The organism is Granulicella paludicola (assembly GCF_025685545.1).
GTDB classification, from domain to species: domain Bacteria; phylum Acidobacteriota; class Terriglobia; order Terriglobales; family Acidobacteriaceae; genus Granulicella; species Granulicella paludicola.
The window spans coordinates 121770-144986 of record NZ_JAGSYC010000020.1; the positions used below are offsets into that span (position 1 = coordinate 121770).

At 59.6% G+C, this 23217-nt stretch carries 30 protein-coding genes; 21 read left to right on the plus strand and 9 right to left on the minus strand.

Features of this window, described 5'->3' with window-relative positions; translation table 11 throughout:
- The first annotated feature begins 141 nt into the window (after positions 1–141).
- Both OHL14_RS03720 and OHL14_RS03725 read left to right on the plus strand, forming a co-directional pair.
- The gene (locus OHL14_RS03720; protein ID WP_263377973.1) at positions 142–441 is read left to right on the plus strand and encodes a hypothetical protein; all 300 of its coding nucleotides are present in this window, start codon (positions 142–144) and stop codon (positions 439–441) included.
- 135 nt (positions 442–576) lie between these two features.
- A complete protein-coding gene (locus tag OHL14_RS03725) occupies positions 577–699 on the plus strand; it encodes a hypothetical protein (RefSeq protein ID WP_263377974.1) in 123 nt (40 codons plus the stop codon).
- A 70-nt stretch (positions 700–769) separates the two neighbouring features.
- On the opposite strand, the gene OHL14_RS03730 is transcribed toward OHL14_RS03725, so the two are convergent.
- Both OHL14_RS03730 and OHL14_RS03735 read right to left on the minus strand, forming a co-directional pair.
- Positions 770–1129, minus strand: a complete 360-nt coding sequence (locus tag OHL14_RS03730) for an HVO_A0114 family putative DNA-binding protein (RefSeq protein WP_263377975.1) — start codon at positions 1127–1129, stop codon at positions 770–772.
- Complete coding sequence (locus OHL14_RS03735) at positions 1126–1485, minus strand: toxin-antitoxin system TumE family protein (protein ID WP_263377976.1); 360 nt, start codon at positions 1483–1485, stop codon at positions 1126–1128. The genes OHL14_RS03730 and OHL14_RS03735 overlap by 4 nt, the downstream gene beginning before the upstream one ends.
- Before the next feature lie 118 nt (positions 1486–1603).
- Here OHL14_RS03735 and OHL14_RS03740 point away from each other — a divergent pair, with 118 nt between their 5' ends.
- Both OHL14_RS03740 and OHL14_RS03745 read left to right on the plus strand, forming a co-directional pair.
- The gene (locus OHL14_RS03740; RefSeq protein WP_263377977.1) at positions 1604–2416 is read left to right on the plus strand and encodes a DUF4097 domain-containing protein; all 813 of its coding nucleotides are present in this window, start codon (positions 1604–1606) and stop codon (positions 2414–2416) included.
- Between the two features lie 129 nt (positions 2417–2545).
- Positions 2546–2857, plus strand: a complete 312-nt coding sequence (locus tag OHL14_RS03745) for a hypothetical protein (protein WP_263377978.1) — start codon at positions 2546–2548, stop codon at positions 2855–2857.
- 136 nt (positions 2858–2993) lie between these two features.
- On the opposite strand, the gene OHL14_RS03750 is transcribed toward OHL14_RS03745, so the two are convergent.
- Entirely contained in the window at positions 2994–3317 is a 324-nt protein-coding gene (locus OHL14_RS03750; protein ID WP_263377979.1) for a hypothetical protein, read from the minus strand.
- Positions 3318–3397: 80 nt separating this feature from the next.
- Between OHL14_RS03750 and OHL14_RS03755 the strand changes: the two genes are divergently transcribed.
- From OHL14_RS03755 to OHL14_RS03770, 4 genes are all read left to right on the plus strand, one after another.
- Positions 3398–3949, plus strand: a complete 552-nt coding sequence (locus tag OHL14_RS03755; protein ID WP_263377980.1) for a YceD family protein — start codon at positions 3398–3400, stop codon at positions 3947–3949.
- A gap of 73 nt (positions 3950–4022) precedes the next feature.
- The gene (gene rpmF / locus OHL14_RS03760; RefSeq protein WP_263377981.1) at positions 4023–4208 is read left to right on the plus strand and encodes a 50S ribosomal protein L32; all 186 of its coding nucleotides are present in this window, start codon (positions 4023–4025) and stop codon (positions 4206–4208) included.
- Positions 4209–4264: 56 nt separating this feature from the next.
- Positions 4265–5278: a phosphate acyltransferase PlsX gene (plsX, locus tag OHL14_RS03765; RefSeq protein WP_263377982.1), complete on the plus strand. Its 1014-nt coding sequence runs from the start codon at positions 4265–4267 to the stop codon at positions 5276–5278.
- Between the two features lie 70 nt (positions 5279–5348).
- Positions 5349–5648 (plus strand): DUF5076 domain-containing protein, encoded by a 300-nt coding sequence (locus OHL14_RS03770; protein ID WP_263377983.1) that lies wholly within the window; start codon positions 5349–5351, stop codon positions 5646–5648.
- Between the two features lie 15 nt (positions 5649–5663).
- Here OHL14_RS03770 and OHL14_RS03775 read toward each other — a convergent pair whose 3' ends face one another.
- Entirely contained in the window at positions 5664–5915 is a 252-nt protein-coding gene (locus OHL14_RS03775) for a hypothetical protein (RefSeq protein WP_263377984.1), read from the minus strand.
- A gap of 270 nt (positions 5916–6185) precedes the next feature.
- On the opposite strand from OHL14_RS03775, the gene OHL14_RS03780 reads away from it, so the two are divergent.
- The 4 genes from OHL14_RS03780 (at position 6186) to OHL14_RS03795 (ending at position 9131) form a co-directional block, all read left to right on the plus strand.
- Complete coding sequence (locus tag OHL14_RS03780) at positions 6186–7127, plus strand: bifunctional 5,10-methylenetetrahydrofolate dehydrogenase/5,10-methenyltetrahydrofolate cyclohydrolase (RefSeq protein WP_263377985.1); 942 nt, start codon at positions 6186–6188, stop codon at positions 7125–7127.
- A gap of 5 nt (positions 7128–7132) precedes the next feature.
- Positions 7133–7822 (plus strand): dephospho-CoA kinase, encoded by a 690-nt coding sequence (gene coaE, locus OHL14_RS03785; RefSeq protein WP_263377986.1) that lies wholly within the window; start codon positions 7133–7135, stop codon positions 7820–7822.
- A gap of 368 nt (positions 7823–8190) precedes the next feature.
- Positions 8191–8658, plus strand: coding sequence for a hypothetical protein (locus OHL14_RS03790; protein WP_263377987.1), 468 nt, complete (start codon positions 8191–8193; stop codon positions 8656–8658).
- An 86-nt stretch (positions 8659–8744) separates the two neighbouring features.
- Positions 8745–9131, plus strand: coding sequence for a hypothetical protein (locus tag OHL14_RS03795; protein ID WP_263377988.1), 387 nt, complete (start codon positions 8745–8747; stop codon positions 9129–9131).
- Between the two features lie 165 nt (positions 9132–9296).
- Here OHL14_RS03795 and OHL14_RS03800 read toward each other — a convergent pair whose 3' ends face one another.
- On the minus strand, positions 9297–9881 hold the full coding sequence (locus OHL14_RS03800; protein WP_263377989.1) for a thiamine phosphate synthase: 585 nt from the start codon (positions 9879–9881) through the stop codon (positions 9297–9299).
- Between the two features lie 540 nt (positions 9882–10421).
- On the opposite strand from OHL14_RS03800, the gene sthA reads away from it, so the two are divergent.
- From sthA to OHL14_RS03820, 4 genes are all read left to right on the plus strand, one after another.
- Positions 10422–11819, plus strand: a complete 1398-nt coding sequence (gene sthA / locus OHL14_RS03805) for a Si-specific NAD(P)(+) transhydrogenase (RefSeq protein ID WP_263377990.1) — start codon at positions 10422–10424, stop codon at positions 11817–11819.
- A 275-nt stretch (positions 11820–12094) separates the two neighbouring features.
- A complete protein-coding gene (locus OHL14_RS03810; protein ID WP_317890391.1) occupies positions 12095–13081 on the plus strand; it encodes an ROK family protein in 987 nt (328 codons plus the stop codon).
- Between the two features lie 27 nt (positions 13082–13108).
- Positions 13109–13399 (plus strand): type II toxin-antitoxin system RelE/ParE family toxin, encoded by a 291-nt coding sequence (locus OHL14_RS03815; protein ID WP_263377991.1) that lies wholly within the window; start codon positions 13109–13111, stop codon positions 13397–13399.
- Between the two features lie 11 nt (positions 13400–13410).
- Entirely contained in the window at positions 13411–13737 is a 327-nt protein-coding gene (locus OHL14_RS03820; protein WP_263377992.1) for a HigA family addiction module antitoxin, read from the plus strand.
- Between the two features lie 4 nt (positions 13738–13741).
- Here OHL14_RS03820 and OHL14_RS03825 read toward each other — a convergent pair whose 3' ends face one another.
- Entirely contained in the window at positions 13742–15256 is a 1515-nt protein-coding gene (locus tag OHL14_RS03825) for a hypothetical protein (RefSeq protein WP_263377993.1), read from the minus strand.
- A 366-nt stretch (positions 15257–15622) separates the two neighbouring features.
- Entirely contained in the window at positions 15623–16435 is an 813-nt protein-coding gene (gene mutM, locus OHL14_RS03830) for a bifunctional DNA-formamidopyrimidine glycosylase/DNA-(apurinic or apyrimidinic site) lyase (RefSeq protein WP_263377994.1), read from the minus strand.
- Positions 16436–16639: 204 nt separating this feature from the next.
- On the opposite strand from mutM, the gene OHL14_RS03835 reads away from it, so the two are divergent.
- The gene (locus tag OHL14_RS03835; RefSeq protein ID WP_263377995.1) at positions 16640–18046 is read left to right on the plus strand and encodes a lipopolysaccharide biosynthesis protein; all 1407 of its coding nucleotides are present in this window, start codon (positions 16640–16642) and stop codon (positions 18044–18046) included.
- A gap of 90 nt (positions 18047–18136) precedes the next feature.
- Here the strand turns inward: OHL14_RS03835 and OHL14_RS03840 are convergent, their stop codons facing one another.
- Complete coding sequence (locus tag OHL14_RS03840) at positions 18137–19234, minus strand: Ig-like domain repeat protein (protein ID WP_263377996.1); 1098 nt, start codon at positions 19232–19234, stop codon at positions 18137–18139.
- 266 nt (positions 19235–19500) lie between these two features.
- Positions 19501–20286: a hypothetical protein gene (locus OHL14_RS03845; protein WP_263377997.1), complete on the minus strand. Its 786-nt coding sequence runs from the start codon at positions 20284–20286 to the stop codon at positions 19501–19503.
- A gap of 133 nt (positions 20287–20419) precedes the next feature.
- Here OHL14_RS03845 and OHL14_RS03850 point away from each other — a divergent pair, with 133 nt between their 5' ends.
- From OHL14_RS03850 to OHL14_RS03865, 4 genes are all read left to right on the plus strand, one after another.
- Positions 20420–20929 (plus strand): DinB family protein, encoded by a 510-nt coding sequence (locus OHL14_RS03850; RefSeq protein WP_263377998.1) that lies wholly within the window; start codon positions 20420–20422, stop codon positions 20927–20929.
- Positions 20930–20988: 59 nt separating this feature from the next.
- Positions 20989–21225, plus strand: coding sequence for a hypothetical protein (locus tag OHL14_RS03855; protein ID WP_263377999.1), 237 nt, complete (start codon positions 20989–20991; stop codon positions 21223–21225).
- Positions 21226–21367: 142 nt separating this feature from the next.
- Positions 21368–22714 carry an adenylosuccinate synthase gene (locus OHL14_RS03860; RefSeq protein ID WP_263378000.1) on the plus strand — a complete coding sequence of 449 codons (1347 nt, stop codon included), beginning with the start codon at positions 21368–21370 and terminating at the stop codon, positions 22712–22714.
- 97 nt (positions 22715–22811) lie between these two features.
- Positions 22812–23099, plus strand: coding sequence for a putative quinol monooxygenase (locus tag OHL14_RS03865; protein ID WP_263378001.1), 288 nt, complete (start codon positions 22812–22814; stop codon positions 23097–23099).
- The last annotated feature ends 118 nt before the right edge of the window (positions 23100–23217 follow it).

The window sequence follows — 23217 nt, forward strand, 5'->3', positions numbered from 1 at the left end:
AAACTAGAGGGCTTCACGAATAGAGAGCCAACGATAGAAGAAATCCAAGCGGTCATCGGGCATTTCCCGATTCAACATCGCTTGACGGCGTTTTCGTGCCTACAGAGTATGCAGCACCGCGTTACGCTAAGGAGATATGCAATGGATCGTGAACATGGCAGGGAGATTCGTGCTTTTTGGACAGGTGTGGGAGGCTTGGTTCTAGCCCTTTGCGCCAGCGCTTACTTGAAGGAAAAGGATCCCACCACCCTCCTCGTGCTGCGCGTCATCGCAGGCGTATCTGTTGGTCTATGTATCGCGTTCATACCCGGTTTTTTCTCGCTTGAAACAAGTGTTGAAAGGCCTGGAGTAAAAATAGCGTTCCGAGCGACCGGCGCTTTGGCCGCGGTAGTCATGATCTATTTCTTTGATCCTGGTTGGGTGAGCAGCCTTGCTCGTTAATAACAGCAGTCTGCAAATGAGAAGCGTTATGAAGAACTCAAACGTTACAGGTGACATTGAGTCGGTAGACGCCGTTCCGCTCACACCCCGCAAGCTCGAGTTCTCCAAAGCCGTCCGAGGCAATACTACGAGCGCATGCAGGAAGGCACGAACGTCGTCCTCATCGCGCCCAACCTCATGGAAGCCTTCCCCGATTCAGACGCCGTCAACGACGCCCTGCGCAAGTTTCAGGCGATGAGTGCTGAGAAGCACGTATAGAGCAGACGGGTGCCCCACATCTCGCTCCTGAGATGTGGGTTCGCAGGATGCTGGTGCAGCGCCCCCGCCTCTAAGAGAACGACATCTCAAACGCCACACCCGAGTAATCTACCCGCGGCGCAAGTTGCCGGTTCGATCCCTGCTCAAAGTGGACCAGCCCATAGCGCTCCATCGTCCGCAGTGTGCGCGACAGGTTCGACGGCGCACGGCCCGACCGCTCCGCCAGCTCTACCAGCGACTTCGGCTCCGTCTCCAGGATCAGCTTGAGCAACGCCCGGTTCTCCTCCGACAGCACCTGCGACATCGACTTCACCGACTCAAACCAGACCTTCGGCTCGTCCTTCGCGGGCACGTACTCGCCCTTCGCGATGGCCAGCGTCCGCGCCTTGTACTTCTCTCGGGGTAGGATTCCGATCTTCAACGACTTCACGGCTTGGCTCCTCTCTCCTTCAAAATCACATCGACCTCTGTCCAGAAGTCAGTCAGCAGTGTCACGGCATCCTGGTAGTCGTAAAAGCGGACACGCTCACCCTTGTGCTTGTGGTCGTACTCAATGCGCGTGCGAGCGCCGGGGCCGGAGCCTTCACGGATCGCGTGGGCGTTATCGAAACCCAGCAGACGCTCCCCATCGCCATCATGCAACGTCAGCGAGTAGTCCAGGCCGTGGGGACGCTCCGGCGTGGAAGGCATACGCTTCACCTCAAACTTCACCCAGAAACCACCCTCAACGACGAACCGCTCACCATCGAGAAGAAGCAGGGTATCGAGGCTCGGATCGTGCTTCACTTCTCGATACTATCACCAGATGATAACTGCTTCCATCTGCCGTTTCCCCGAAATCCCTGGGAACCACAGCCCCACCCCACGCGTATCTCCTCTCGAACCGCAATCGAAGGAGACCCTCATGCGCCTCAACACCCTCATCTCCGCCGCCGCGCTCTGCGCCGCCGCTAGCCTCTCGCTCCACGCCCAGTCCGCTAAGCCCTGCACCGACGACAACGGCGGTGACCACAGCTTCCTCGCCCGCGTCATGGGCGGCGGTGAGCAGGTCTGCGAGGTCCGCTCCGCCACCTTCCCCCTCGCTGGCGGACACCTCAACGTCAACGGCCAGAACGGCGGCATCGAGGTCATCGGCGAAGACCGCCACGACATCTACCTCGAAGCCCGTGTCACCGCCCGCGCCGGCAGCCAGTCCGAGGCCGCCTCGCTCCTGCACGAGGTCTCCGTCTCGACCGGCGGCACCGTCGAAGCCCACGGCCCCCAGACCCACGGCGGCCGCAGCTGGTCGGTCAGCTTCAAGCTCCGCGTCCCGCATAACCTTGCTGGCAACTTCCACACCATGAACGGCGGCCTCTCGCTCGTCGCGCTCAACGGAGCCATCCGCGGCGAAACCACCAACGGCGGCGTCCACTTCGAGCATCTCGCTGGAGATGTCCACCTCACCACCACCAACGGCGGCATCCACGCCTCGCTCGACGGCCCCGGCTGGCAGGGAAGCGGCCTCTCCGCCACCACGACCAACGGCGGCGTCGAGATCAGCGCGCCCGCGAACTACTCCGCCCACCTGGTGGCCAGCACCACCAATGGCGGCACGCACATCAACCTCCCCGGCGCAGATCAGTCCGGCATCCACCGCCGCGACATCGACACCAAGCTGGGCAACGGCGGCCCCACCATCCAGTTTGAAACCACCAACGGCGGCATCTCCATCAACTAATCACGAACCAGCCAAAGCTGGGTGCCCCATGTCTCGATTCTGAGGCATGGGGTTTTTTCTTGATGCCGCAACTTTATCTCCTGAGCGGGTCTATGCGAGCGTGGGCAGTTTGCCCGTAAAGGAGTGTCGATGAAGAAGATCCTCGCAATATCCCTGCTCTCCGCAGCTGCCTTCGCGGCCGTTGGCTGCTCGCATCCGCAGCCGTACTACGCCGCGCCGCCTCCGGGCGTCCAGATCCACGATCAGGGCATCCACGATGGCTTTGAGGCCGCACGCAACGACGTGGCCGCTGGCCGTCCGCCGAACTTCGCCCACCACCCGCGCTTCCGCAATCCGCCCGTCCCCGGCCCCGCCTGGGGAGACTACCGCGACGGTTTCCGCCGGGGCTACGAACAGTTCCTCCACCAGGGACCGCCCCCACCACCTCCTCCACGCTACTAATTGGATGGAGCAGGGCACCGATTTAAAAGTCGGTGCCCTGTTTTTAGTGCACATTTAGTGCAATCCGAGGACCCCGGTCAACCCTTTGTGCATCAATACTTTGGCTCAAAAGTATGGGAGGGGAAGGGGGTACTTTTTAGTACCTTTCTGTCACCACAGGATGTCGCTTTACCCACCAGCAAGCTCCAGCTCCAGCCTGCGGAAACAGCGAGCTGCTGCAATCGACCATCGAAGTCCCATCGAAGTAATACGACTCTTTTCCACCCTTCATCTCGGCCGCAGTCATTTGGCTCACCTGAACTTGTCCCATTCCGCCGCCAGCTGCAACACGAGCCTTCCAGATCGCCCAATCGATCGGATACGCGGCAATCACCAGCACAATCAAGTACATAAGCCCGCGGACAATCAGGCCAATCACATACTTCTCCACTGACAAATTGATCTCGTTTGGCCTTCCCATCGCGCATTCTCCCGTTTCCACCAAACTATCAGCAACACCCGCGCATTGACGCGCAACTCCGCAGGTCCTACGCTGAACGTATGCTCATCACACCTTCGCAACTCGTCGACGAGCCACTCAAACTGGACGAAGTCATCGAACCAGGCACAATCGACTACGCTCCAGACATCGAACAGGTCGGGCCGCTCAAGGTCAAGGGAGAAGCCGATATTCTCCTCGAAAACCGCGGCCCGAAGAACATTGTTGAGGACATTCGCCTCCGCGCTCATGTCAAAGGCCACTTCACGCAGCAGTGTGCTCGCTGCATCGAACCTGTCCCTCAGAACGTAAATCTCGACTTCGACCTCATTTTTCGCCCCGGCGGCGCAGATGATGAGCCCGGAGAGCGAGCAATTTCGGAAGATGAGACAGAAATCGGTTATTATGGTTCAAGCGGTTTGTCGCTGGAAGACGCCGTTCGTGAGCAGGTAGTTTTAACTCTGCCCGGACGCACACTCTGTCAGCCTGACTGCAAGGGTCTTTGTCCGCACTGCGGCATCAATCGCAACCTCGCTACCTGCGAGTGCGCGGAGAAGCAGACTGATCCCCGGCTCGCTTTACTCGCTGGGCTCAAGGTCGGCACGAAAGCCTGATCAAGATAAAAGTAGCATCAAGATTTCGGCCTTGCGATGAACCTCGTTCTCGCGGCCCAGAAGAGGTTTCATCATGCCTAATCCGAAACGGCGCCACTCCAAGCAGCGCACCGCAAAGCGCCGCAGCCACGACTTCCTCACTCCGACCGGAGTTTCCAACTGCCCCAACTGTGGTGAGAAGAAGCTTCCTCACCGCGCTTGCAAGGCTTGCGGTCAGTACAAGGGTCGTGCGACCGTAGTTGCGAAGAACGCAGCTTAGTCTCTGTTCTCTAAAACAAACGCAGCGAAGCCCCTTCCATCTGTAGTGAAGCACTGATGCCAATCGACATCGTTCTTGACGCAATGGGGTCTGACAAGGCCCCTGATCCGGAGATTCGCGGCGCCATACTTGCTGCTCGCCACCTTGACGTCCGTGTCCACCTCGTGGGCCCGGAGGAGTTGGTGCGTCCGAAGCTGCGAGAGGCGCTGCGCGCTCATTCCGGCGGCAGAAAGCTGCCCATCTTTATAGTCCAGGCAAGCGAGTGGATCAGCATGGAGGACAAGGCCGCGCAGGCCGTCCGCTCCAAGCGCGATTCGTCGATGCGTGTTGGCCTGAAGATGGTGCGCGAAGGCCGTGCCAATGGTTTTGTCACCGCCGGTAACACTGGTGCGGCGATGGCTACCGCAAAGATGGTGCTTGGTTCCCTCGGTGGAGTCGATCGCCCCGCGCTGGCCAGCGTGCTGCCGACCTCGACGAAGAATCCGTGCGTCCTGCTGGATGTCGGTGCGAACGTCGATTGCGATCCAGAGAATCTCGTGCAGTTCGCGGTGATGGGCCAGCAATATTCCAAGAACGTGCTGCGCATCGCCAACCCCCGCGTCGGTCTGCTCTCCATCGGTGAAGAAGAGACCAAGGGCAACTCGCTCACGCGGGACACTTTCCCGTTATTGAAGGCACTTCCTCTCAACTTTCTGGGTAACGTAGAAGGTCGCGATCTTTACAACGGCGCTGCTGATGTTGTGGTGTGCGATGGCTTTATCGGCAACGTTGCGTTGAAGACCAGCGAAGGTCTTGCTCGGCTGGTGCGCTCGTCGCTGCGTGAGAGCCTGAAGTCGACGGTGACCTCGCAGGTGGGAGCTTTGCTGAGCAAGAAAGCCTTTGACAACTTCAAGAAGCGTCTCGACTACTCGGAATACGGCGGAGCGCCGCTGCTAGGTGTTCGCGGCGTCTGTATTGTGGGACATGGCTCTTCCAACGAGCGCGCGATCATGAATGCGATCCGCGTAGCCGCGGAGTTTGCCAAGGCTGACGTGAACAGCGGCATCGAAGCTGCGCTTGCGGCTCGCTAGAATAGCCGCAATTCCTCTGCAGTGTTCCAATGGGTATTGTGCGGTAAAAAAGTCGAAGGAGACGATTGCTATGGCGAGTCCCAAGTTTCTCGATCCACCCCCAGCGGCAGCAGGCGATAGCGGCGCGTTTGAACTTCTTCGTGTGTGGGTTGCCAATGAAGGGCAACACGTCTCTTTGCGCTCGGGTGTTTGGGAAGATCCGTTTGCGTGGGGTATTGTGCTGGCCGATCTGGCCCGACACATCGTCAACGCTGAGGCTATGCAGCGCAAGGAGTTCGATGAAGAGGCTTTTCTGGAGCGTCTGCTCGAAGGCTTTCAGGCCGAAATCGACTCACCCACCGATGAGCCTGAAGGCGAGCTGATGCAGTAGGCAACAGCTCGTTGGCTACATCACCCGCGCTACCCGTTCCAGCTCTGCCTGGATGTGTTCCACCGAGCACCGATTGCTGTCGATGCGTGCTACTAACTGCCGCGCCTCATGCTTCGAGACGCCATAGCCGCGACCGCTCAAAAAGTCCGCCACGATCTCAGCAGCCTGGAATGAATCCACCTGCGCTCCGGACAGCCTGGTATGCAGCATCATCAGCTCCATAGGAGCAAATCGTTCCACATCACAGATGTCTGTGGGTTCAGTCATAAAGTAGGTCCTCGTTTCATCCTGTTTCTTTGTGCTGCTCGACATGCAAGGAACGATCCCTATGTATGGTTGGAGTCGAAGCGACGGCAGCGGGTTGCAGCGGCGTCTTATTTGCAGCTCAACTACATGGCTCCTTTATCGGAGCTGCCTGTGTGTTCCTGTGCTGTGTCGCGCTAAGGTACATCGCTATCGCGTTGAGTAGCGTCGCCGTTTCCTCATAGCGAAGCCTCAGGGAGCTCGTACTCTCCGTTGTCGCGATATGCTGTAGGTATGACGTTTGGAACGGAAAAACCACGTGTATTGGACGGCATCGCCATCGCCGCCGAGATCAAGGCTGAAGTAGCACAACAGGTTACGGAGGCGCTTGCGCAGGGCTATACGCCGGGGCTCGCCGTGATCCTTGTAGGCGAGGTTCCTGCCTCGCAGATTTACGTTCGCAGCAAGGTGAAGACCTGCGGCGAGCTCGGGATCTATTCGGAGATGCTCACGCCTGTCGCTGAATCGACAACGGAAGAACTGCTGGCGCTGGTCGACTCGCTGAACAAGCGTGACGACATTGACGGCATCCTGATCCAGCTGCCTTTGCCCGCGCACGTCGACACCAATAAGTTGCTCGACGCCGTGCTGCCTGAGAAGGATGTCGATGGATTTCATCCGATCAATGCGGGTCGTCTGCTTAGCGGAGCTTCGCCGGATGAGGTGCTTGCTCCGTGCACGCCTGCGGGCATTATCGAGGTGCTGAAGCGCAGCAAGATCGCCATTGCTGGACAGAACGCCGTGGTGATCGGTCGCTCGAACATTGTTGGCAAGCCTGTCGCGTCGATGCTCATCAACGAGAGCGCGACGGTCACGATCTGTCACTCGAAGACGAAGGATCTGCCTGCTGTTACGCGTGAGGCGGACATTCTGATTGCTGCGATTGGAAGGCCTGGTTTTGTGACTGCCGATATGGTGAAGCCTGGAGCGACGATCATCGACGTGGGGATCAATCGGCTCGATAAGGCTGAGGATGTGGAGCGGTTCTTCCCCGGCAACGAGAAGCGCCGCGAGGGCTTTGAGAAGCGCGGCAGCAGCATCGTCGGCGATGTCGATCCTGCGGCGTTCGCGGTGTCGAGCGCGTTCACGCCGGTTCCGGGCGGAGTCGGCGCGCTGACCATTGCGATGCTGATGTCGAATACCGTGAAGGCTGCGAAGCTGCGGCGGAAGAGCTAGCTTCGATGCTCCGCGTCGGTCTGACGGGCGATCTTGGCAGCGGGAAGTCGACTGTTGCCAGGATGCTCGCTGAGCGCGGAGCGATCGTGCTCTCGTCCGACGAGATGGGCCGCGCGATGATGCAGCCTGGCGAAGCTGTGTTTGCGGCGATTGTCGAGCAGTTTGGAAGCGGTGTTGTCGCTGCGGCTGGAACGCTCGATCGCCGCAGGCTTGCGGAGCTGGCGTTCGATCCGCAAGCGCCGCGGGTGGAAGAGTTGAATGCGATTGTGCATCCTGCTGTTCTTGCGGCTCAGGCTGAAGCTGTGGCGAAGTTCGCAGGGACTGACAAAGTGGTGGTTGTCGAGTCGGCTTTGATCTTCAGTGCTTACGGAACGACGCCGGAAGAGCTGCGGTCGCGGTTTGATCGCGTTGTTCTGGTGGTTGCGCCGGAAGCGCAGAAGATTGCTCGCTATGTCGAGCGTGTCGCTGCTGGTCGAGAGCTTTCAGCCGAGGAGCGAGTTGCGCTTGAGGCTGATGCGCGGCGTAGATTGGCTTTGCAGCATACCGAAGTTCATGCGGCTGAGTGTCTTGTCGTTCAGAACGATGCGGATGTTGCGGAGCTGGCGGACCGGGTTTCGGCAGTCTGGGACGAGTTGGTAGGTACCCCCCTCTCCCCCCCATACTTTCGAGCTAAAGTCTTCAATCGATTGAGGTAAGACTGGACTTCGTGCGTCGCTAGAGAGACCTTCCTCTGACCGTGCCGTGGCCGTGTTCGACCCGTCTTTTCCTGCTTTTATCTCCTAATACCATTATAGAAAGCCGATACTTAGAAAGTGCATTTATTTTTCAAGCGTTTAGTGGCCTGTTTTGTTTGGTTTACGAGATGGCAGAGGCTCCTGGGGGCTTGACAGCATTTCAAGGCACTCGTCCTTAGATTGAGTTCAGCCCAAGCTCGTGAAGTCCGGAGTCGCTTTCAAGATTTCAATTGCCATTTCGTGTTGATGCGAGAAGAATGGTCGCCGGGCCCCGTATAGGCTTTGATCCTTCGTGGATGAGAGCGAACGACTTATACCGAGGAGCCTCGATGATCACGCCAAGCGATCTGAATGCGTACCTGGGCAAAAACATCTCTGCCATCTGCAATAACGGATTCGTTGCACCGAACGACAATCACTGCGCGCACTTTGTGAGCCATGCCATGAACTACAGGTTTGGCTACAACTGCCAGCTGGCTGGCCATGGAAAGAATCCGGGAATGAATATCAGGGTGCATGAGGTGTTCGCGAAGTGTCCCTCAGTGGGTGCCTGGGCAGACAGGCCGGCTACGCTGAGTCCCTGTCTGGTGTTTGTGACCGGCGCCAGCAACGTCAATGTTGCGAAGAAGGTGATGGAGAACATTCCTAAGAAGCATATTGGGATTTTTATCGGCGGGACAATCTGGCACTACTCGAATTCACACCACAAGGTGGTGACGCAGACGCCGGAGGAGTTCATCAAACATTACCCGACGGTGCAGGATAGCGCCCTGTTTTTTGGAGCGCTGATTCCATGAAGAGACATCTTGTTGCTTTGCTTGCGTGCTGCGCATGCCTTGCTTCGTGCAAGAGCGCATCGCGGTTTCTTCATCGGAATGATCCGGTGGTCATTGTTGACCGCGTGGCGGCGTTCGACCCGAAGGTGCCGCCGACGCATAAGGAGATTGTGCGAGCAGTGTTGCAGTTGCAGGATGTTGCGCTTGGCAGCGATGCTTCGTGTTCCGGGGTTGGCACCGATACGCGGGATGTAAATATAGGCGACTACCTGAGCGGTTTCCTGGCGGAGCAGAATGATCCGAAGGGCGGAAACTGGCTGGACATATCGGCGGTTGCGGCGGCAGCGGCAAATGGAGAGCCGCTATGGCGGAGCTCGGTAACGGTGCGCCACAGCGACGGGGACGATGTGTGGGGCTGGGGGGTACAGTTCGACCTGCGAGGCGCGGACCACACTGTGGTCAAAGGGTCGGTGCGCTGCACGGGAGCGGGGTAGTCCGGTGAGTCTGAGGCGCTGCTGGGGTGCTGGCTAAAAGGTGCGGACGATGAGGGCAGGGAACAGCGCCCTCGGGGTCCTTCGACTGCGTTTGTCGCAAGAAGCCGCGCCAAACTCCGCTCAGGATGACAGGTTTCTTTCTAAAGAACGCCGCGGCATCAGGGTTCACGCAAAGAGGCGGATGGCGGCGATGCCTGCGGCTCCGGCGGCTAGGCAGGCGGGAGTGTTTTCGTGGGTGATGCCACCGAGGGCTAGGACGGGGATGTCTCCAGCGGCGTGGACGGCGGCGGCGAGGGCTTTTAAGCCAATGCCAGGCTGGACGAGTTCGCCGGAGACGCGCTTTTCGAAGATGGGGCCGAAGAGGATGAGGTCGGGGGCGAGGGTGCGGGCTCGGGCGATGTCGGCGAGGCTGTGGCAGGAGAGGGAGATGCAGGGAGTAGGGAACAGGGAGTAGGGAGCAGCGGCGTAGAGGTGGCGGATTTCTGTGGGGGTGAGTTCGTCGGGGGCAGAGGTGAGGTGGACGCCGTGGGCGGGGGTGGCGAGGGCGATGTCGGCGCGGGAGTTGATGAGGAGGCGGGTGGGGGCGGTGGGAATTTCGGCGATGTCATGGAGAATGCATCGTGCGAGATCGAGGACCGCTCCTGCGGACAGGGACTTTGCGCGGAGTTGAATGTAGTCGACGCCGTCAGCGGCAAGACGACCTGCGTCTCCTATGAGGTATGAACCGTCGACGATGGCGTAGCGGAGCATCAAGATCAGAGTGTAGAGGAGACGGTGGATACAAGCGCAGACGCAGATTCGCTTCGGAGGGACAAAACGAAAGCAAAGGCCAATGCAGATTCCTTCGCTTCGCTACGGAATGACAAAAAGAGACAGACGCAGATTCCCCGTTCGACTTCGCTCAGGGCAGGCTCTTCGGGAACGACAAAACAAAAGAGCAGAGGCCAATGCAGATTCCTTCGCTTCGCTGCGGAATGACAAACGAAGACAGAGGCGGATGCCCTTCGGAATGATAAACAAAGGCAGAAGCAGATTCCCCGCGGGATGACAAGCGGCGGGAGCAGAAGCAGGTTTCCTTCGGGAATGACAGACAAAGAGTGGGAAGAATTTGGCTATGCGAATTGGTGGTCTATCGTAAGGCGGGGGTTTGACGAAAGAGGGCTATGATAGTTAGCGGTACCTTTTGTCGATAGAGCAACCAGCGTTTTGAAGTGGCGTCGAAGATGGCGTAACGTGTTGCGAGATGAGTGGGCCATAAGAAATCTACCGGAGTAGTCGACAGACAGATTTATGGCGAATGTTTACGACCTGATCGTGATTGGTTCTGGCCCAGCAGGGCAGCGTGCGGCTATCTATGGCGCCAAGATGGGCAAGAAGGTAGCTCTGGTGGAGATGCGCGAGGTGGTGGGTGGCGCGTGCATCAATACCGGAACAATCCCGTCGAAGACGATGCGGGAGGCGGTGCTGCATCTGTCGGGGTACAACTACAAGTCGATCTACGGTATGAACTACCGGGTGAAAGAACGGATCACGATGGCGGACCTGGCGTTCCGGGTGCAGCATGTGATCAAGACCGAGGTCGATGTGACCGAGGCGCAGCTTTCACGCAACAACATCGAGATGCTGGTGGGTGTGGCGAGCTTTGAAGATGCGACCCATGTGAAGGTGACCAACAGCAAGGGCTCGGCAATTTATGAAGCGAAGAACGTCCTGATCGCGACGGGTACGAAGCCGGCGGCGTCGGCGAAGGTGCCGATCAATGGCACGTCGATCGTGAACAGCGATCTGGTTCTGGACTTGCCGCAGCTGCCGAAGACGATGATCATCGTGGGCGGCGGTGTGATTGGCGTGGAGTACTGCTGTATGTTCGCCGCTCTGGGCGTGCGCGTAACGCTGATCGAGCGGCGGCCCCGTTTGCTGGAGTTTGCGGACCAGGAGATTGTGGAGGCGCTGAGCTATCACCTGCGGGATGCGCGTGTGACGATGCGTCTGAACGAAGAGGTGGAGTCGGTTGAGGAGACGCCGGAGGGTGGCGTCGTGGCGAACCTGGAGAGCAAGAAAAAGCTGCAGGGTGATGCGCTGCTGTATGCCGTGGGTCGGCAGGGCAATGTGGATGAGCTGAACCTGGCGGCTGCAGGGATTGAGTCGGATTCGCGCGGGCGTATCCCGGTGGACAAGGATTTCCGGACGAAGAATCCGGCGGTGTTTGCGGTGGGCGATGTGATTGGGTTCCCGTCGCTGGCGTCGGTGTCGATGGAGCAGGGACGCATTGCGGCGGCGCGCGCGTTTGGCGACAACAGCATTGTGAGCAATCCGAGCTTCTATCCGTATGGCATTTATACGATTCCGGAGATCAGCTTTATCGGCAAGACCGAGGAGCAGCTGACGGAGGAAGATGTGCCGTACGAGGTGGGTGTGGCGTACTACCGCGAGATTGCGCGTGGGCAGATCCGCGGCGATACGACAGGTCGTTTGAAGATCATCTTCCATCGCGAGAGCCATGCGCTGCTGGGAGTACACATCATTGGCGAAGGTGCCAGCGAGTTGCTGCACATTGGGCAAGCGGTGATGGCGTTGAATGGCAAGCTCGATTATTTTGTGGAGACAGTGTTCAACTATCCGACGCTGGCCGAGTGCTATAAGGTAGCGGCGTTCAATGGGTTGAATCGGGTGTCGAAGCTGGATTGAGGCAGGAAGTAGGGAACAGGGCGTAGGAAGACTGTGGGGGCGTGGCTTTTGTGGCTGCGCCCGTTCCTGTCTGAGGCTCGTCTGATGGAGTAATGGGGCTCAGGTTGTGAGCCGGATTGAGCGGTTATAGGCAAGGCCGATCGAAATGCGTTTGACGATGTGGGGTTGCGCAAGCTAGTGTCTCAGACTTGTATGCGCCGGTTGATGTCGCGGTGCATCTGAAATAGCTAAAACCGAAACAACAGAGTAAGACGGTTTGAGGGAGCTTCAAGACGATGAACGATAGGGGTGCAGCCGTGAGTGAAGCGACGCCAGTGATGAGTGAGTCCGCGAAGAGTGACGGGATGACGACGATCGGTGTGATTATGGCGGAGCGCCTGTATGCGGGTCTTGTGGTGGGACACGAGATTCTGGGCGATGTGGTGAGCCTGCCCCCGGCGCATGAGGCGATGGATGCCGACGACGACAACTCGATGGTGGAGATGCCGACCGATCAGGTGATCGAGTCGATCTGCAAGCTGGTGGTGCAGGTGGCGAAGGGGCGCGAGAGCGAGATCAAGGCGGTTGGCATTGCGGTGCCGGGGCTGATCCGGAATGGCGTGGTGGAAGAGGCTCCGAACCTGCCGCAGCTGAAGGGGGCGCGCATCGAGGCCAAGCTGACCGAGATACTGGCGAGCCATGGGCTGAAGGCGCTGGTGAACGTGTTGAACGATGCGGATGCTGTGGCTGCGGGACTGGCGAGCAAGCACGGCCGCATGGATGATTTTCTGCGGGTATGGACGATTGGGACGGGCATTGGTTTTGGGACGTATCCGTTTGCCGAGGGCGTGTGGGAGAACGGGCATACCGTGGTGACGCTGGATGAGAAGGAGAACTTCTGCGGCTGCGGCGGGCGGGGACATCTCGAGGGGATCATGGGGCATCGTTCGATGCGGCTGCGGTTTCTGGATATGGAGCCGGAAGAGGTGTTTGCCGAGGCGAACAAGAAAGATGCGGACCCGCGGTGCCTGGACTTCAAGAAGCTGTGGCACAAGGCGCTGGCAGCAGCGACGGCGAACAGCATCCATAGTCGAGGAGCGGGGCGGTTCTTTCTGACAGGCTACAACATGCGGTTTCTGGATTTGAATATGTTGAAGGATTATCTTCACCAGATGGTGAAGATGAGCCCGCTGCAGGGGTATGCGCTGGAGGTAGTGAACGATAGCCACGAGACGCGGGTGCTGGGAGCGGCAGTGGCGGCGGAGCAGGCGCTGGCGCGGTAGTACCGTGCAATGGTACATTGAGTTTCAATGATCGAGAGCTGGCGCGACGCGTGGCTGAGAGAGTTCTTCGTCAACGACACGTTTTCGAAGAAGCTACCCTCAGAGTTGCGCGATAGAGTCTTTCGAAATTTACAGATGATCGATGACGCTGGGAGCGACGCCGACCTGCGTACTCCGCCCAGTAATCATTTTGAGAAGCTGAGCGGCTCGCTCGAAGGATTTTGTTCCGTCCGTGTGAATGAGCGTTGGCGATTGATCTTCCAGTGGGATGGCGGCGACGCGCGAGAGCTATACCTCGATGACCATTCTTTTCGCTAGGGAGCAGAGTTATGTTGCAAACAAAACGTAAGCCGGTGTCGGTCGGAACGATCCTTGTGGAGGAGTTCCTTGAGCCGCTGGGATTGACGCAGGGGGAGCTCGCTGAACAGGCGGGTCTGCCGCGGAAGCATGTGAATGAGCTATGCCGCGACCGACGGGCGATGACGGCTGACACGGCGTTGATCCTTGCGCGGGTGTTTGGGAACTCGGCGGATTTCTGGCTGAATACGCAGCGTCGGATGGATCTCTGGGAGGCGGTGAATACGCCCAGACGAGCCGAGCGTATCGCGCGTGCTGTTCCGATTGCGATGAAGCGACGGCGTGAGACTGCTGCCTGATCGTCTACTTGAGTGAGCCGGTGAGGACGCCCAGCATGACGGGGATGAGGATCCATCCGGCCAGCTGGTGGATGCGGGCGTAGAGGATGCGATGGTCTTCGCCGGCGCGGGGGCGCCAGAACTTGGCTACTCCGAGTTCGACGACGGGCAGGAAGAGTTCGAGGCTGTACCAAAAGCCGGAGTAGTTGGGGGAGGGTGGGACGCAGTCGGCAGCGACGGGTTCCATGACGTGTTTGCGGAAGAAGACCAGCGTGCCAAGGGCGATGAAGAGAGCTGCGCTGACGAACGGCGGGATGATGCTGACTCCGTAGCCGAAGACCCATTGCTGAAAGAAGTCGAGGCCGTAGAGGACGCAGGCCTTGAGGCGCGGGATGAGCCAGGGGGAGTCGTGGACGGCCTGCGAGCGCATGATCTGGTGGATCAGGCGGTTCATGGTGGCAGCGTCTTCTGTGTTGCCTTCGTCCTGTAGCTGCGTCTGGTATTTGAGCAGGGCGGGTTGATAGAAGACGGCGTGCTGGAAGAAGGGCAGGCCGTTGACGGCACTCTGTCCGGTGGCAGTTTTTGCGTCGGTCACGGCGAAGCTGATGTGGCTGAAGCTGGCACCTGCAAGCGAGATGGTGGAGGGCAGGCGGAGTGTGGTGGTGGGCGTGCGGAAGGTGTGCGTCAACTGAACGGGGTCGGACTTGAGGGCGAGCAGATTGAAGGTGGCGGAGTCGAGCTCGAGGGTGTCGGTGGGTAGCGATTGAATCTGGGCTGTGCCGGCGACGGTGGTGCTGTCGAGGTAGAGGTCTTTGAGTGTGCCGCTGATGCGCAGCCAGTGGGCGACGGTGGAGCTCATGAAGTCGAGTTCCGTGTTGGGGCTTGAGGCAGGGAACTGCATTTGAGCCGAGTCGAAGGTGCCGGAGCGGATCTGGACTCGTTTGAGCCCGGGGTGAAGGTCGATGAAGTCGAAGCTGTTGGATTTGAGGCTGAGCAGAGAGACGTTGGTGGGCTGGGCGGCGGCGAGGTTGAGGTAGATGTCTCCGGTGGTCTGAACGTCGCTGAGCAGCAGGCTGGCGCTCTTCGGGAAGCTGATGGCGGTGAGCAGGATATTGGCCTGCGAGCGGATGCCGTTGAAGCGGAGTGAACCTTTGAAGGTGGATGTGTCGAAGTTGAGGGAGCGTGTGAAGTTGCCGCCGAAGTTGCCGCCTTCGGGGAAGTCGCAGTTCAGAAAGTGGAGAGCCAGGGTGACGGCGGGGTGATCGTCGATCATGCTGACGAGGCTGATGGAGAAGCCCTGAAAGGTGAGCGCGTTTGAGGGAATGGCGGAGGCATCGATGAACATGACGCTGCGGACGAACTCGCCGGAGAGCTTGTTGTCTTGTGGATCCGCTATGAGATGGGAGCTGCCCTGTTGCAGGGCGGCGAGGACGGCTCGTTCAGCGGGTGTGGAAGGCTTGAGCGCGGCGAAGGGATCGTGGTGAGGGGCCTGACCGAAGGAGGCGGTGGCGAGCAGAAGCGCGAGTAGGAGTGAGCGCATCGTGGGAACTCCGCTGAGGGATGAGCGAAACATTGCGCATGGCGCAGGCCCGGTGAGGCTATGGAGAATGGGTTGATTCTAGCTGGTCTTTCTAAGAGTAATCAGCTTTCTTGGCGGGATTGTGGGAGAAATTCGGGGTGAGAAGGTGCCGAGGTTCGAGGTACGTCTGGCCTCTTCGGGGTTCTTCGACTCCGCTTGTCGCAAGAGCGCGACAAGCTCCGCTCAGCATGACAAGCATCTTGAACGCGATAAGTTCCGCTCAGAATGACAGGCATTTTGAACACGCTAAACTCCGCTCAGAATGACGGGCATCTTCCCTATTGGACGCGGGTTGATTGCTGAAGCCGGAAGAGGGGTGATCCTGCCTTAGTGCTGGCAGGTGGGGCAGTAGATGGTGGTGCGGCCGCCGACGATGATCTTTTTGAGGGGGGCCTGGCAGTCGTGGCAGAGTTCGCCAGCGCGGCTGTAGACCTTGTGCTCGAGCTGGAAAAAGCCGCGGATGCCGTCGGCGTCGACGTAGTCGGAGACGGAGGACCCGCCTAGCTTGATGGCGTGGGCGAGGACCTTCTGCAGGGCTGCGTGGAGGCGGTGGAGTTCGGCGCGGGTGAGGCGGCCTGCCTGGCGGCGGGGGCGGATGCCAGCGCGGAAGAGGCTCTCGTCGGCGTAGATGTTGCCGACGCCATGGAGGATGGACTGGTTGAGCAGTGCGGCCTTGATGGCGAGCTTGCGGCCTTTGAAGAGGTCGGCGAAAGCGTCGGGGGAGATGGTGGTGGGCTCGGCGCCGGGGCCGAGGTAAGGCTCGTGCGCGATGGAGAGGCGACCGAAGCGGCGAGGGTCGACGAAGCGGAGCTCGCGACCGTCGGCTAAGGAGAGGATAAGGTGCGTATGCAGCGGGACGGGGACTTCGGACTGCGAGACGAGCAGGCGACCGGTCATGCCGAGGTGGATGAGGAGCTGTGCGGGGACAGTATGGTTTGGGCGGCCGATGTCGGCGACGATGGTTTTGCCGACACGGCGGACGCGGAGGATTTCGCCGTGGGTGAGGGTTTCGGCGAGCTCGGACTCAGGGGACTTGAAGGTCTGGGGCTTGCCGCTGGTCCAGACGCGGAGGATGCGCTGGCCGCGGATACGGGCGTCGACTCCGTTGGCGACGGTTTCTACTTCGGGGAGCTCGGGCACGGGTTAAGGATACTGCCTGAGGGGGGAGTGGGACGAGTGGGGGAGTGGGAAGTGAGTAAAGGCAAGAGCAAGATCGACAGCAAAAGCAAAAGCAAAAGCGGATTCCCTTCGGGAATGACAAAGGGAAAGGGGCGAAGGGGGCGATAAGATAGGGGAACGATAGAGTGCCAGTTGGGTGGGTAGCGATTCTGCGGAGAGTGATGTGTGGGTAGCGAAGAGGAGAGCATCGCGCTGGTGAGTCGGGAGCGGTCGGCGGTGCAGAAGCGGCTGGCGGCAGGGTTTGGCGTAAACATTTTCAGCCGCGGCGTGGGGACGCTGATCCAGGTGCTGAGCGTGCCGATCTTCCTGAAGCATTGGGGAGCTCCGCTGTATGGCGAGTGGATTCTGCTGAACAGTGTGCCGAGTTATTTTGCGTTGAGCGATGTGGGCTTTGGTTCGACCGCTGGCAACGAGATGACGATGCTGATGGCGGCGGGCAAGCAGGACGAGGCGCTTGAGGTGTTTCAGAGCGTGCTCGCTCTGACGACGGTGATCTCAGCCGCGCTGTGCGCGGTGTTTCTTGCTCTGGTGTGGTTTCTGCCGTTCCAGCGATGGCTGCATACATACAGCATTTCACCGCATGACACGAAGCTGGTGATCCTGCTGCTGGTGCTGAGTACGCTGCTGAGTATGCAGGAGACGCTGTACCAGGCAGCGTTTCGGTGCGTGGCGAAGTATGTGTACGGGACGTTTTTGAAGAGCCTGATCCTGCTGGGAAGTTTTCTGGCGGTGAGTGGGACGGTGTTGCTCGGCGGTAGCGTGCTGCAGACGGCGGAGGTGTACTTCGGCGTGAATGCAGTGGGAACGCTATTGCTGTGGCTGGCGTTGCGGCGTGAGGTGCCGTGGCTGCGGTTCGGGTTTGCTCATGCGCGCTGGGAGACGCTGAAGCGGCTGCTGGGCCCGTCGCTGTCGTTCTTTGCGATGCCGATCGGGCAGGCGATGAACCTTACGGGCATCCTGCTGGTGGTGGGGCATGTGCTGGGGCCGGTGGCGGTGGTGGTGTTCTCGACGGCGCGTACGGTGAGCCGCACGGCGGTGCAGTTCATGATGATGATCAGCAACACGATCTGGCCGGAGATGTCGATTGCGGTGGGCGCGGAGGACTGGGAGTTGGCGCGGTCGATCCATCGGCGGGCGTGCCAGATTTCGACCGGTGTGGGTGTGGCGATTGTGGCGGTGATGGCGGCGGTGGGGCCGTGGATATGGGGGCACTGGACGCTGCACAAGGTGCCGACGGACACGGTGCTGCTGGATCTGATGCTGCTGTTGGTGATCTTCTCGTCGCTGTGGCTGACGAGTATTACGGTGCTGCTGGCGACGAACCGGCATCAGCAGATTACGGCGATCTATCTGACTGTGACGTCGTTGACGCTGGCGGCAGCGTGGCCGCTCTCGCAGCACTTTGGGTTGCGTGGAGCGGCGGTGGCGCTGATCGTGTGCGAGATGGTGCTGGCGGCGACGGTTTTGCGCACGAGCCTGCGATTCCTGGGGGACAACTTCGGTGACTTTGCGCGGAGCCTGTTCAGCGTGCCGAAGCTGAAGCGGACTGAGGTCCGAGAAGAGGTCGCGTAGGTTAGGCGCAAAAAATGGTCCCGGGAGGAGGAGTATCAAAACAAAACCCCCGGGACCGCTTGCCCTCTTCTCTCAGGCAAAAAGTGAAATTTAGATCGGCAGATAGGCGTTGAAGCTCGTGGTGTAGCCGGCGGAAGTGCTGCCGGTCATGGTGACGAGGGTGGTGCCGTCTTCTTCGCCGGTGTAGACGTGGTCGGAGGCATTGGTGGTGGGGTTGGTGCCTTCGGAGGAGTAGGGCGAGACGGAGGTCGCGAGAGTGTCGATGAGCGTCTGGTCGAAGAAGATCTGCATGGTGTTGCTGCCGCTGGTGTCGGTGGAGTCGTAGGTGGAGCGCAGGCGGAAATGGATGTGTGTCGTACGGCCGGAGTACCAGCCGGGGATGATGGTGGTGAAGCTGACCTTGCCGGTGGAGTCGGTGAGCTGATAGCCGCGTAGCCAGGACTGCGATGAGGTGGACTCGACGCTTTCGGCGGAGTAGATGCCTGCGGCATTGCAGTGCCAGATGTCGACCTGGACGTTTTGCATGGCGGCGCAGCTGTTCTTGGCGTCGTAGACATACAGCGTGAGGGTGAGTGGGACGCCGGTCTGCGAGTCGGTACCGTCGAGGTTGGTGAGGATGTTGGAACGGTTGTAGCCGGTGGCGCTGTCGTCGACGAAGTAGGGGCCTTCTTCGCCTTCGAGCGTGACGCTGCAGGCGGCGGTAGAGGTGACGGTGAGGCTGACGGCTGCGGAGGTGCTGGCGGCGTAGGTGGAGCTGCCTGCGTAAGTAGCTGTGAGGGACTCGGTGCCAGCGGTGCTGAAGAGAGTGGTGAGGGTGGCGACGCCGGAGCTGAGAGTCGCAGAGCCGAGCGAGGTGGTGCCATTGTAGAAGGTGACCGTGCCGGTGGCGGCGGTGGGGGAGACGACGGCGGTGAGGGTGACGTCTACATTGGCGGCGACGCTGGTGACGGATGCAGAGAGGGTTGTGGTTGTGGCAGTGGTTGCTGTTGAAGTGGTGGAGGTCGTTGCCTTGCCGTTGATCGATGTCGCGGTGCAGCCGGTAGCGGCGGCGAGGGCAGAGAGGCTGAGGAGACGGACGGCCGCGCGGCGATCGAGCGCGGGGCACCAGTCGTGGGGATCGTGCTCACCTTCTTCGTGTGTGTGCTTCTGAAGGAAGGCGTAGATCGTCGTTTGCCCGGAGTTGGACATGAGGTACCTCACTTGTTCAAGGAACTGCTGAGTGCCAGTCGATGCAAGGGACGGCAGGAGGCTGAAGTGGGGTTACAGCTGGCTGGATTTTTGCGTGGTGTTGAGGCGTGAACGTACGCTCGCGCCTTCGGCTCTCGCAGCACAAATGCTAGGATCTCTCCGCTACGAGGCAAGTGCGCGCCTTCGATCGAGATGACAAGGTCTTTGGGGACGGATAAGCCCGGAGATGTGGTGGTCTCCGGGCTTTGCGTGCAAGGCAAGTTTCGTTAGTGGGTGACGGTGACTTCCATGTGGGCGGTTGGGTAGACGCCGCGTAAAGGCAAGGTGGAGAAGTTGCTGTCGGCGTTGCCGCCGATGAGTTTCCCGAGGGTGGAGTTGCTATCGGTGTAGAACGTGGCAGACTGGCCACCAAAGCTGATGGCGGGGAAGTTGGACTGCTGCCTCATACGGGCGACGCCGAAGATGGTCTGTGGGGCGTACCACCAGTTGGCGAGGAAGTCCTGCGCGGAGCTTGGTGGGGGAGCGGTTTCAGGACCGTAGATGAAGTAGGGGGCTGTGCCTGCTCCGAAAAGAGCGGGTGGGGGAGCCACGGCGACGTAGACGTTGCCACTGCCGGTGGGGCCTGCAGGGTACTGGTAGGTGAGCTGCGGGTCGTATTGAGCGGGCAGGCCAGCGGCGATGAAGTGCAGTACGAGGTCGGGATTATTGCTGACGTAGATGAGGGTGTAGTTGTTGATTTCGCCGGTGCCATCGGGTGGGACGATGTTGATGCCGATCTGCGAGAGGTTGGTGGGCGTGGAGGGACCGTGGTTGACGGAGGCGCCGGCGCAGCCTGTAGCGCGAATGACGATGTTGGCGATGGCTGCTGTGGGACCCGGGGCGATGACGAAAGGTTTGGGGACGAGAGGCTGTGCGACGGCGAGAGAGACCGGGCCTTCACCGACGAATTCGGAGCAGTTGGTGAAGTCGACGGTGAAGTTCTGCGCGGCTATTGGGAAGGCGAGCGTGGCTGAGGCCAGCAGAGCGAGGGCTATGTGAGTGGAACGGAACATGGTGAAACCTCCAGAAGATGTGTGGGGGCCCGAGAGTTCTGAGGAAGGGGTTGCAGGGACACTGGAACATGTTTGCGTGTCGGTGCCAAGTGATTTTTTGGCGATGATTTGGGTGGGGCGTTAGGATGGCGAAATGCAAAACGATGCGGTGGCGAAGATGTTTGTGGCGTTTGTGGTGAAGCGGATGGAGATGTCCGAGCGGGACATTCTGCTGTGCGTGGAGCGGTTGAGCGAGGCGCAGCTATGGGAGCGCGGCGGTGACTGGGAGAACTCTGTAGGGAATTTGCTGCTGCACCTGGAGGGGAATGTGCGGCAGTGGATTCTGCATGGAGTGGGTGGGCAGCCGGATGTGCGGGAGCGCGATGCGGAGTTTTCAGTGAAGGCTGGCGGCTCGAAAAAAGAGACGGTGGCACGGTTCGAGCTGACGCTGGCGGAGGCGCGCGGGGTGATCGGCGGGGTGACGCCGGAACGTCTGCTGGAGGTGATAGATCCGCAGCCGGGTGGAACGTGGCGGCATCCGACGGTGCTGGAGGCGGTGGGGCAGGTGTCGGGACACATGCAGCAGCACATGGGGCAGATTGTGATGCGGACCAAGCAGCTGGTGCAGGGGGATGTGGGGCTGTCGATGCCGCGGAAGCGTTAGATTTATTGGGCCTGGAGCCAAGGAGTACAGTAAATTGAGGGCAGACGAGGAGATTCGCCATGCATGATGTTGTCGTTGTCGGGATACCGCTCAGCGCCATACTCGCTGGGATTCTGTTTAGCCGGAGCGACAGTAAAGATCTGCGCGGAGAGGTAAAAGATCTTCGCTCTGAGATGCTGGCGCGTTTCAGCAAGGTTGAGGATCATCTTGGCCGCATCGACGCCGATCTGCGACAGTTCTATCACCTGACGGGCAAGCTGGAAGCTCGTATGGACTCGCTGGATAAGCGCAGCTAGCCGGTGAGGCGGGCCATCCGAATCGGGACGGTATAATTGACCATGGGCGCGAGCGAGAGGCTCTTGTAGCACGGCTGCGCGCACTTCCCCCCAAGATTCCTTCACGCCGCCAGAGAGGCGCGTAAGCTTCGGAGCCCGTTTCGTGAGCCAGTCTTCCAGTTCTGCCGTCAAAGCCAAGCGTCCGTCCGCCGTTATTCTGGGAGCCCAATGGGGCGACGAGGGTAAGGGTAAGATCGTCGATGTTCTCAGCGAGAAGTTCGATATCGTTGCGCGTTATGCCGGTGGGCACAATGCGGGACACACCGTCATCATCCATGGCAAGAAGATCGTGCTGCAGCTTATTCCGTGCGGCGTGTTGCGTCCGGACTGCAAGGGCGTGATCGGCAATGGTGTGGTGTTCGATCCGCAGGCGTTCCTGAATGAAGTCAAGAAGCTGAAGGAAGCTGGGCTGTCCGCTTGGGACCCGGCGGCGAAGCAGCTGTTTGTTTCGAATCGCGCGCAGGTAATTTTGCCGTATCACCGCATGATCGAGCTGGCTGCGGAGACAGCTCCGGGACGCCAGACGATTGGCACGACGCGTCGCGGCATTGGACCGGCGTATGAGGACAAGATTCATCGCAACGGTTTGCGCGTGGTCGATCTGCTGAACCCGTCGCTGCTGCGGACGCACATCAACAATGCGTGCCATGAGAAGAACACGATTGCTCATGCGCTGTTCGGCACGGAACCGCTCGATCCGAAGCAGATGTACGAGGAGTATGCGCGTCTGGCTGATCAAATCGCTCCGTATGTGGCGGACACGGCTGTGCTGCTGAACGATGCCATCAATGCAGGACAAAATGTGATGTTCGAGGGAGCGCAGGGAGCGCTGCTGGACATCGACCATGGAACGTATCCGTTTGTGACGAGCTCGAACTGCACGGCTGGCGGAGCGGTGACCGGAACGGGCGTTGGTCCGACGAAGATCGGCACCGTGATCGGCGTGACGAAGGCGTATGTGACGCGCGTGGGCGAGGGTCCGTTCCCGACGCAGGACGATGGCGTGATGGGCGAGCTGCTCGCGAAGCGCGGCAATGAGTTTGGCGCGGTGACGGGACGTCCGCGTCGTTGCGGCTGGCTGGATCTGCCGCTGCTGCGCTATTCCAACATGATCAACAGCACGGAGTGGCTGGTGGTTACGAAGATGGACGTGATGGACGAGTGCCCGGAGATTCCGGTGTGCACGGGCTACAAGATCGATGGCAAGGTGACAGACGTGATCCCGGCGGATATGGTTGGCTTCAAGAAGATTGAGCCGGTGTATACGACGCTGAAGGGATGGATGGAGCCGACGGCGGGCATCACCGAGTACGACAAGCTGCCGAAGCTGGCGCAGGATTATCTGTCGTTCATTGAGCGCGAGAGCCAGGCGAAGATCGGTGTGATCTCGACCGGGCCGGATCGTGTGGAGACGATGCTGCAGCCTGCGTTCGCGGAGATCTTCGGATAGAGCAGGGAATAGGAAGCAGGGAAGTGGAGTAGCAGGCAAAGGCTTGCTGCTCCTTTTTCTTCAAGGCTGGGTTTCATAGATTTAGAAGGAGAAAACGATGGTTAGTTTTACGGTGCGGATGAATTTTCGTCACGAAGATCGGGCGGAAATTGCGGAAATTTTGAAGGCGCTGACGGCGGAGTCTCGCAAGGAGGCTGGTTGCGTTTCGTATGTGCCGCATACGGTGGAGAGCGATGCGGATACGGTGCTGATCTATGAGCAGTATGCGGATGAGGCGGCGGTGGAGTTTCACAAGAGCACGCCGCACTTCGCGAAGTATGCCGTGGGTGGGCTCTATCAGAAGATGCTGGAACGGCATGTCGAGGCGTTGAACGCGCTGGCGTAGACGATGATTGAAGGATGAGAAAGCCGCGTCAAGGTCATGGGCCTTGGCGCGGCTTTTGTTTGATAGCGTGCTGGTTCGCAAAACAGGTCCTTCGCTGCGCTCAGGATGACAATGCTCG

Coding starts and splice junctions, on each gene's coding strand:
- OHL14_RS03845 (WP_263377997.1), bottom strand. CDS start 20,286: ATGTTCCGTTCCACTCACATAGCCCTCGCTCTGCTGGCCTCAGCCACG.
- OHL14_RS03815 (WP_263377991.1), top strand. CDS start 13,109: ATGATCGAGAGCTGGCGCGACGCGTGGCTGAGAGAGTTCTTCGTCAAC.
- OHL14_RS03825 (WP_263377993.1), bottom strand. CDS start 15,256: ATGCGCTCACTCCTACTCGCGCTTCTGCTCGCCACCGCCTCCTTCGGT.
- OHL14_RS03720 (WP_263377973.1), top strand. CDS start 142: ATGGATCGTGAACATGGCAGGGAGATTCGTGCTTTTTGGACAGGTGTG.
- OHL14_RS03850 (WP_263377998.1), top strand. CDS start 20,420: ATGCAAAACGATGCGGTGGCGAAGATGTTTGTGGCGTTTGTGGTGAAG.
- OHL14_RS03865 (WP_263378001.1), top strand. CDS start 22,812: ATGGTTAGTTTTACGGTGCGGATGAATTTTCGTCACGAAGATCGGGCG.
- OHL14_RS03755 (WP_263377980.1), top strand. CDS start 3,398: ATGCTCATCACACCTTCGCAACTCGTCGACGAGCCACTCAAACTGGAC.
- OHL14_RS03750 (WP_263377979.1), bottom strand. CDS start 3,317: ATGGGAAGGCCAAACGAGATCAATTTGTCAGTGGAGAAGTATGTGATT.
- plsX (WP_263377982.1), top strand. CDS start 4,265: ATGCCAATCGACATCGTTCTTGACGCAATGGGGTCTGACAAGGCCCCT.
- OHL14_RS03810 (WP_317890391.1), top strand. CDS start 12,095: ATGAACGATAGGGGTGCAGCCGTGAGTGAAGCGACGCCAGTGATGAGT.
- OHL14_RS03775 (WP_263377984.1), bottom strand. CDS start 5,915: ATGACTGAACCCACAGACATCTGTGATGTGGAACGATTTGCTCCTATG.
- OHL14_RS03740 (WP_263377977.1), top strand. CDS start 1,604: ATGCGCCTCAACACCCTCATCTCCGCCGCCGCGCTCTGCGCCGCCGCT.
- OHL14_RS03840 (WP_263377996.1), bottom strand. CDS start 19,234: ATGTCCAACTCCGGGCAAACGACGATCTACGCCTTCCTTCAGAAGCAC.
- OHL14_RS03800 (WP_263377989.1), bottom strand. CDS start 9,881: ATGCTCCGCTACGCCATCGTCGACGGTTCATACCTCATAGGAGACGCA.
- OHL14_RS03770 (WP_263377983.1), top strand. CDS start 5,349: ATGGCGAGTCCCAAGTTTCTCGATCCACCCCCAGCGGCAGCAGGCGAT.
- OHL14_RS03745 (WP_263377978.1), top strand. CDS start 2,546: ATGAAGAAGATCCTCGCAATATCCCTGCTCTCCGCAGCTGCCTTCGCG.
- rpmF (WP_263377981.1), top strand. CDS start 4,023: ATGCCTAATCCGAAACGGCGCCACTCCAAGCAGCGCACCGCAAAGCGC.
- OHL14_RS03790 (WP_263377987.1), top strand. CDS start 8,191: ATGATCACGCCAAGCGATCTGAATGCGTACCTGGGCAAAAACATCTCT.
- sthA (WP_263377990.1), top strand. CDS start 10,422: ATGGCGAATGTTTACGACCTGATCGTGATTGGTTCTGGCCCAGCAGGG.
- OHL14_RS03725 (WP_263377974.1), top strand. CDS start 577: ATGCAGGAAGGCACGAACGTCGTCCTCATCGCGCCCAACCTCATGGAA.
- OHL14_RS03820 (WP_263377992.1), top strand. CDS start 13,411: ATGTTGCAAACAAAACGTAAGCCGGTGTCGGTCGGAACGATCCTTGTG.
- OHL14_RS03855 (WP_263377999.1), top strand. CDS start 20,989: ATGCATGATGTTGTCGTTGTCGGGATACCGCTCAGCGCCATACTCGCT.
- coaE (WP_263377986.1), top strand. CDS start 7,133: ATGCTCCGCGTCGGTCTGACGGGCGATCTTGGCAGCGGGAAGTCGACT.
- OHL14_RS03780 (WP_263377985.1), top strand. CDS start 6,186: ATGACGTTTGGAACGGAAAAACCACGTGTATTGGACGGCATCGCCATC.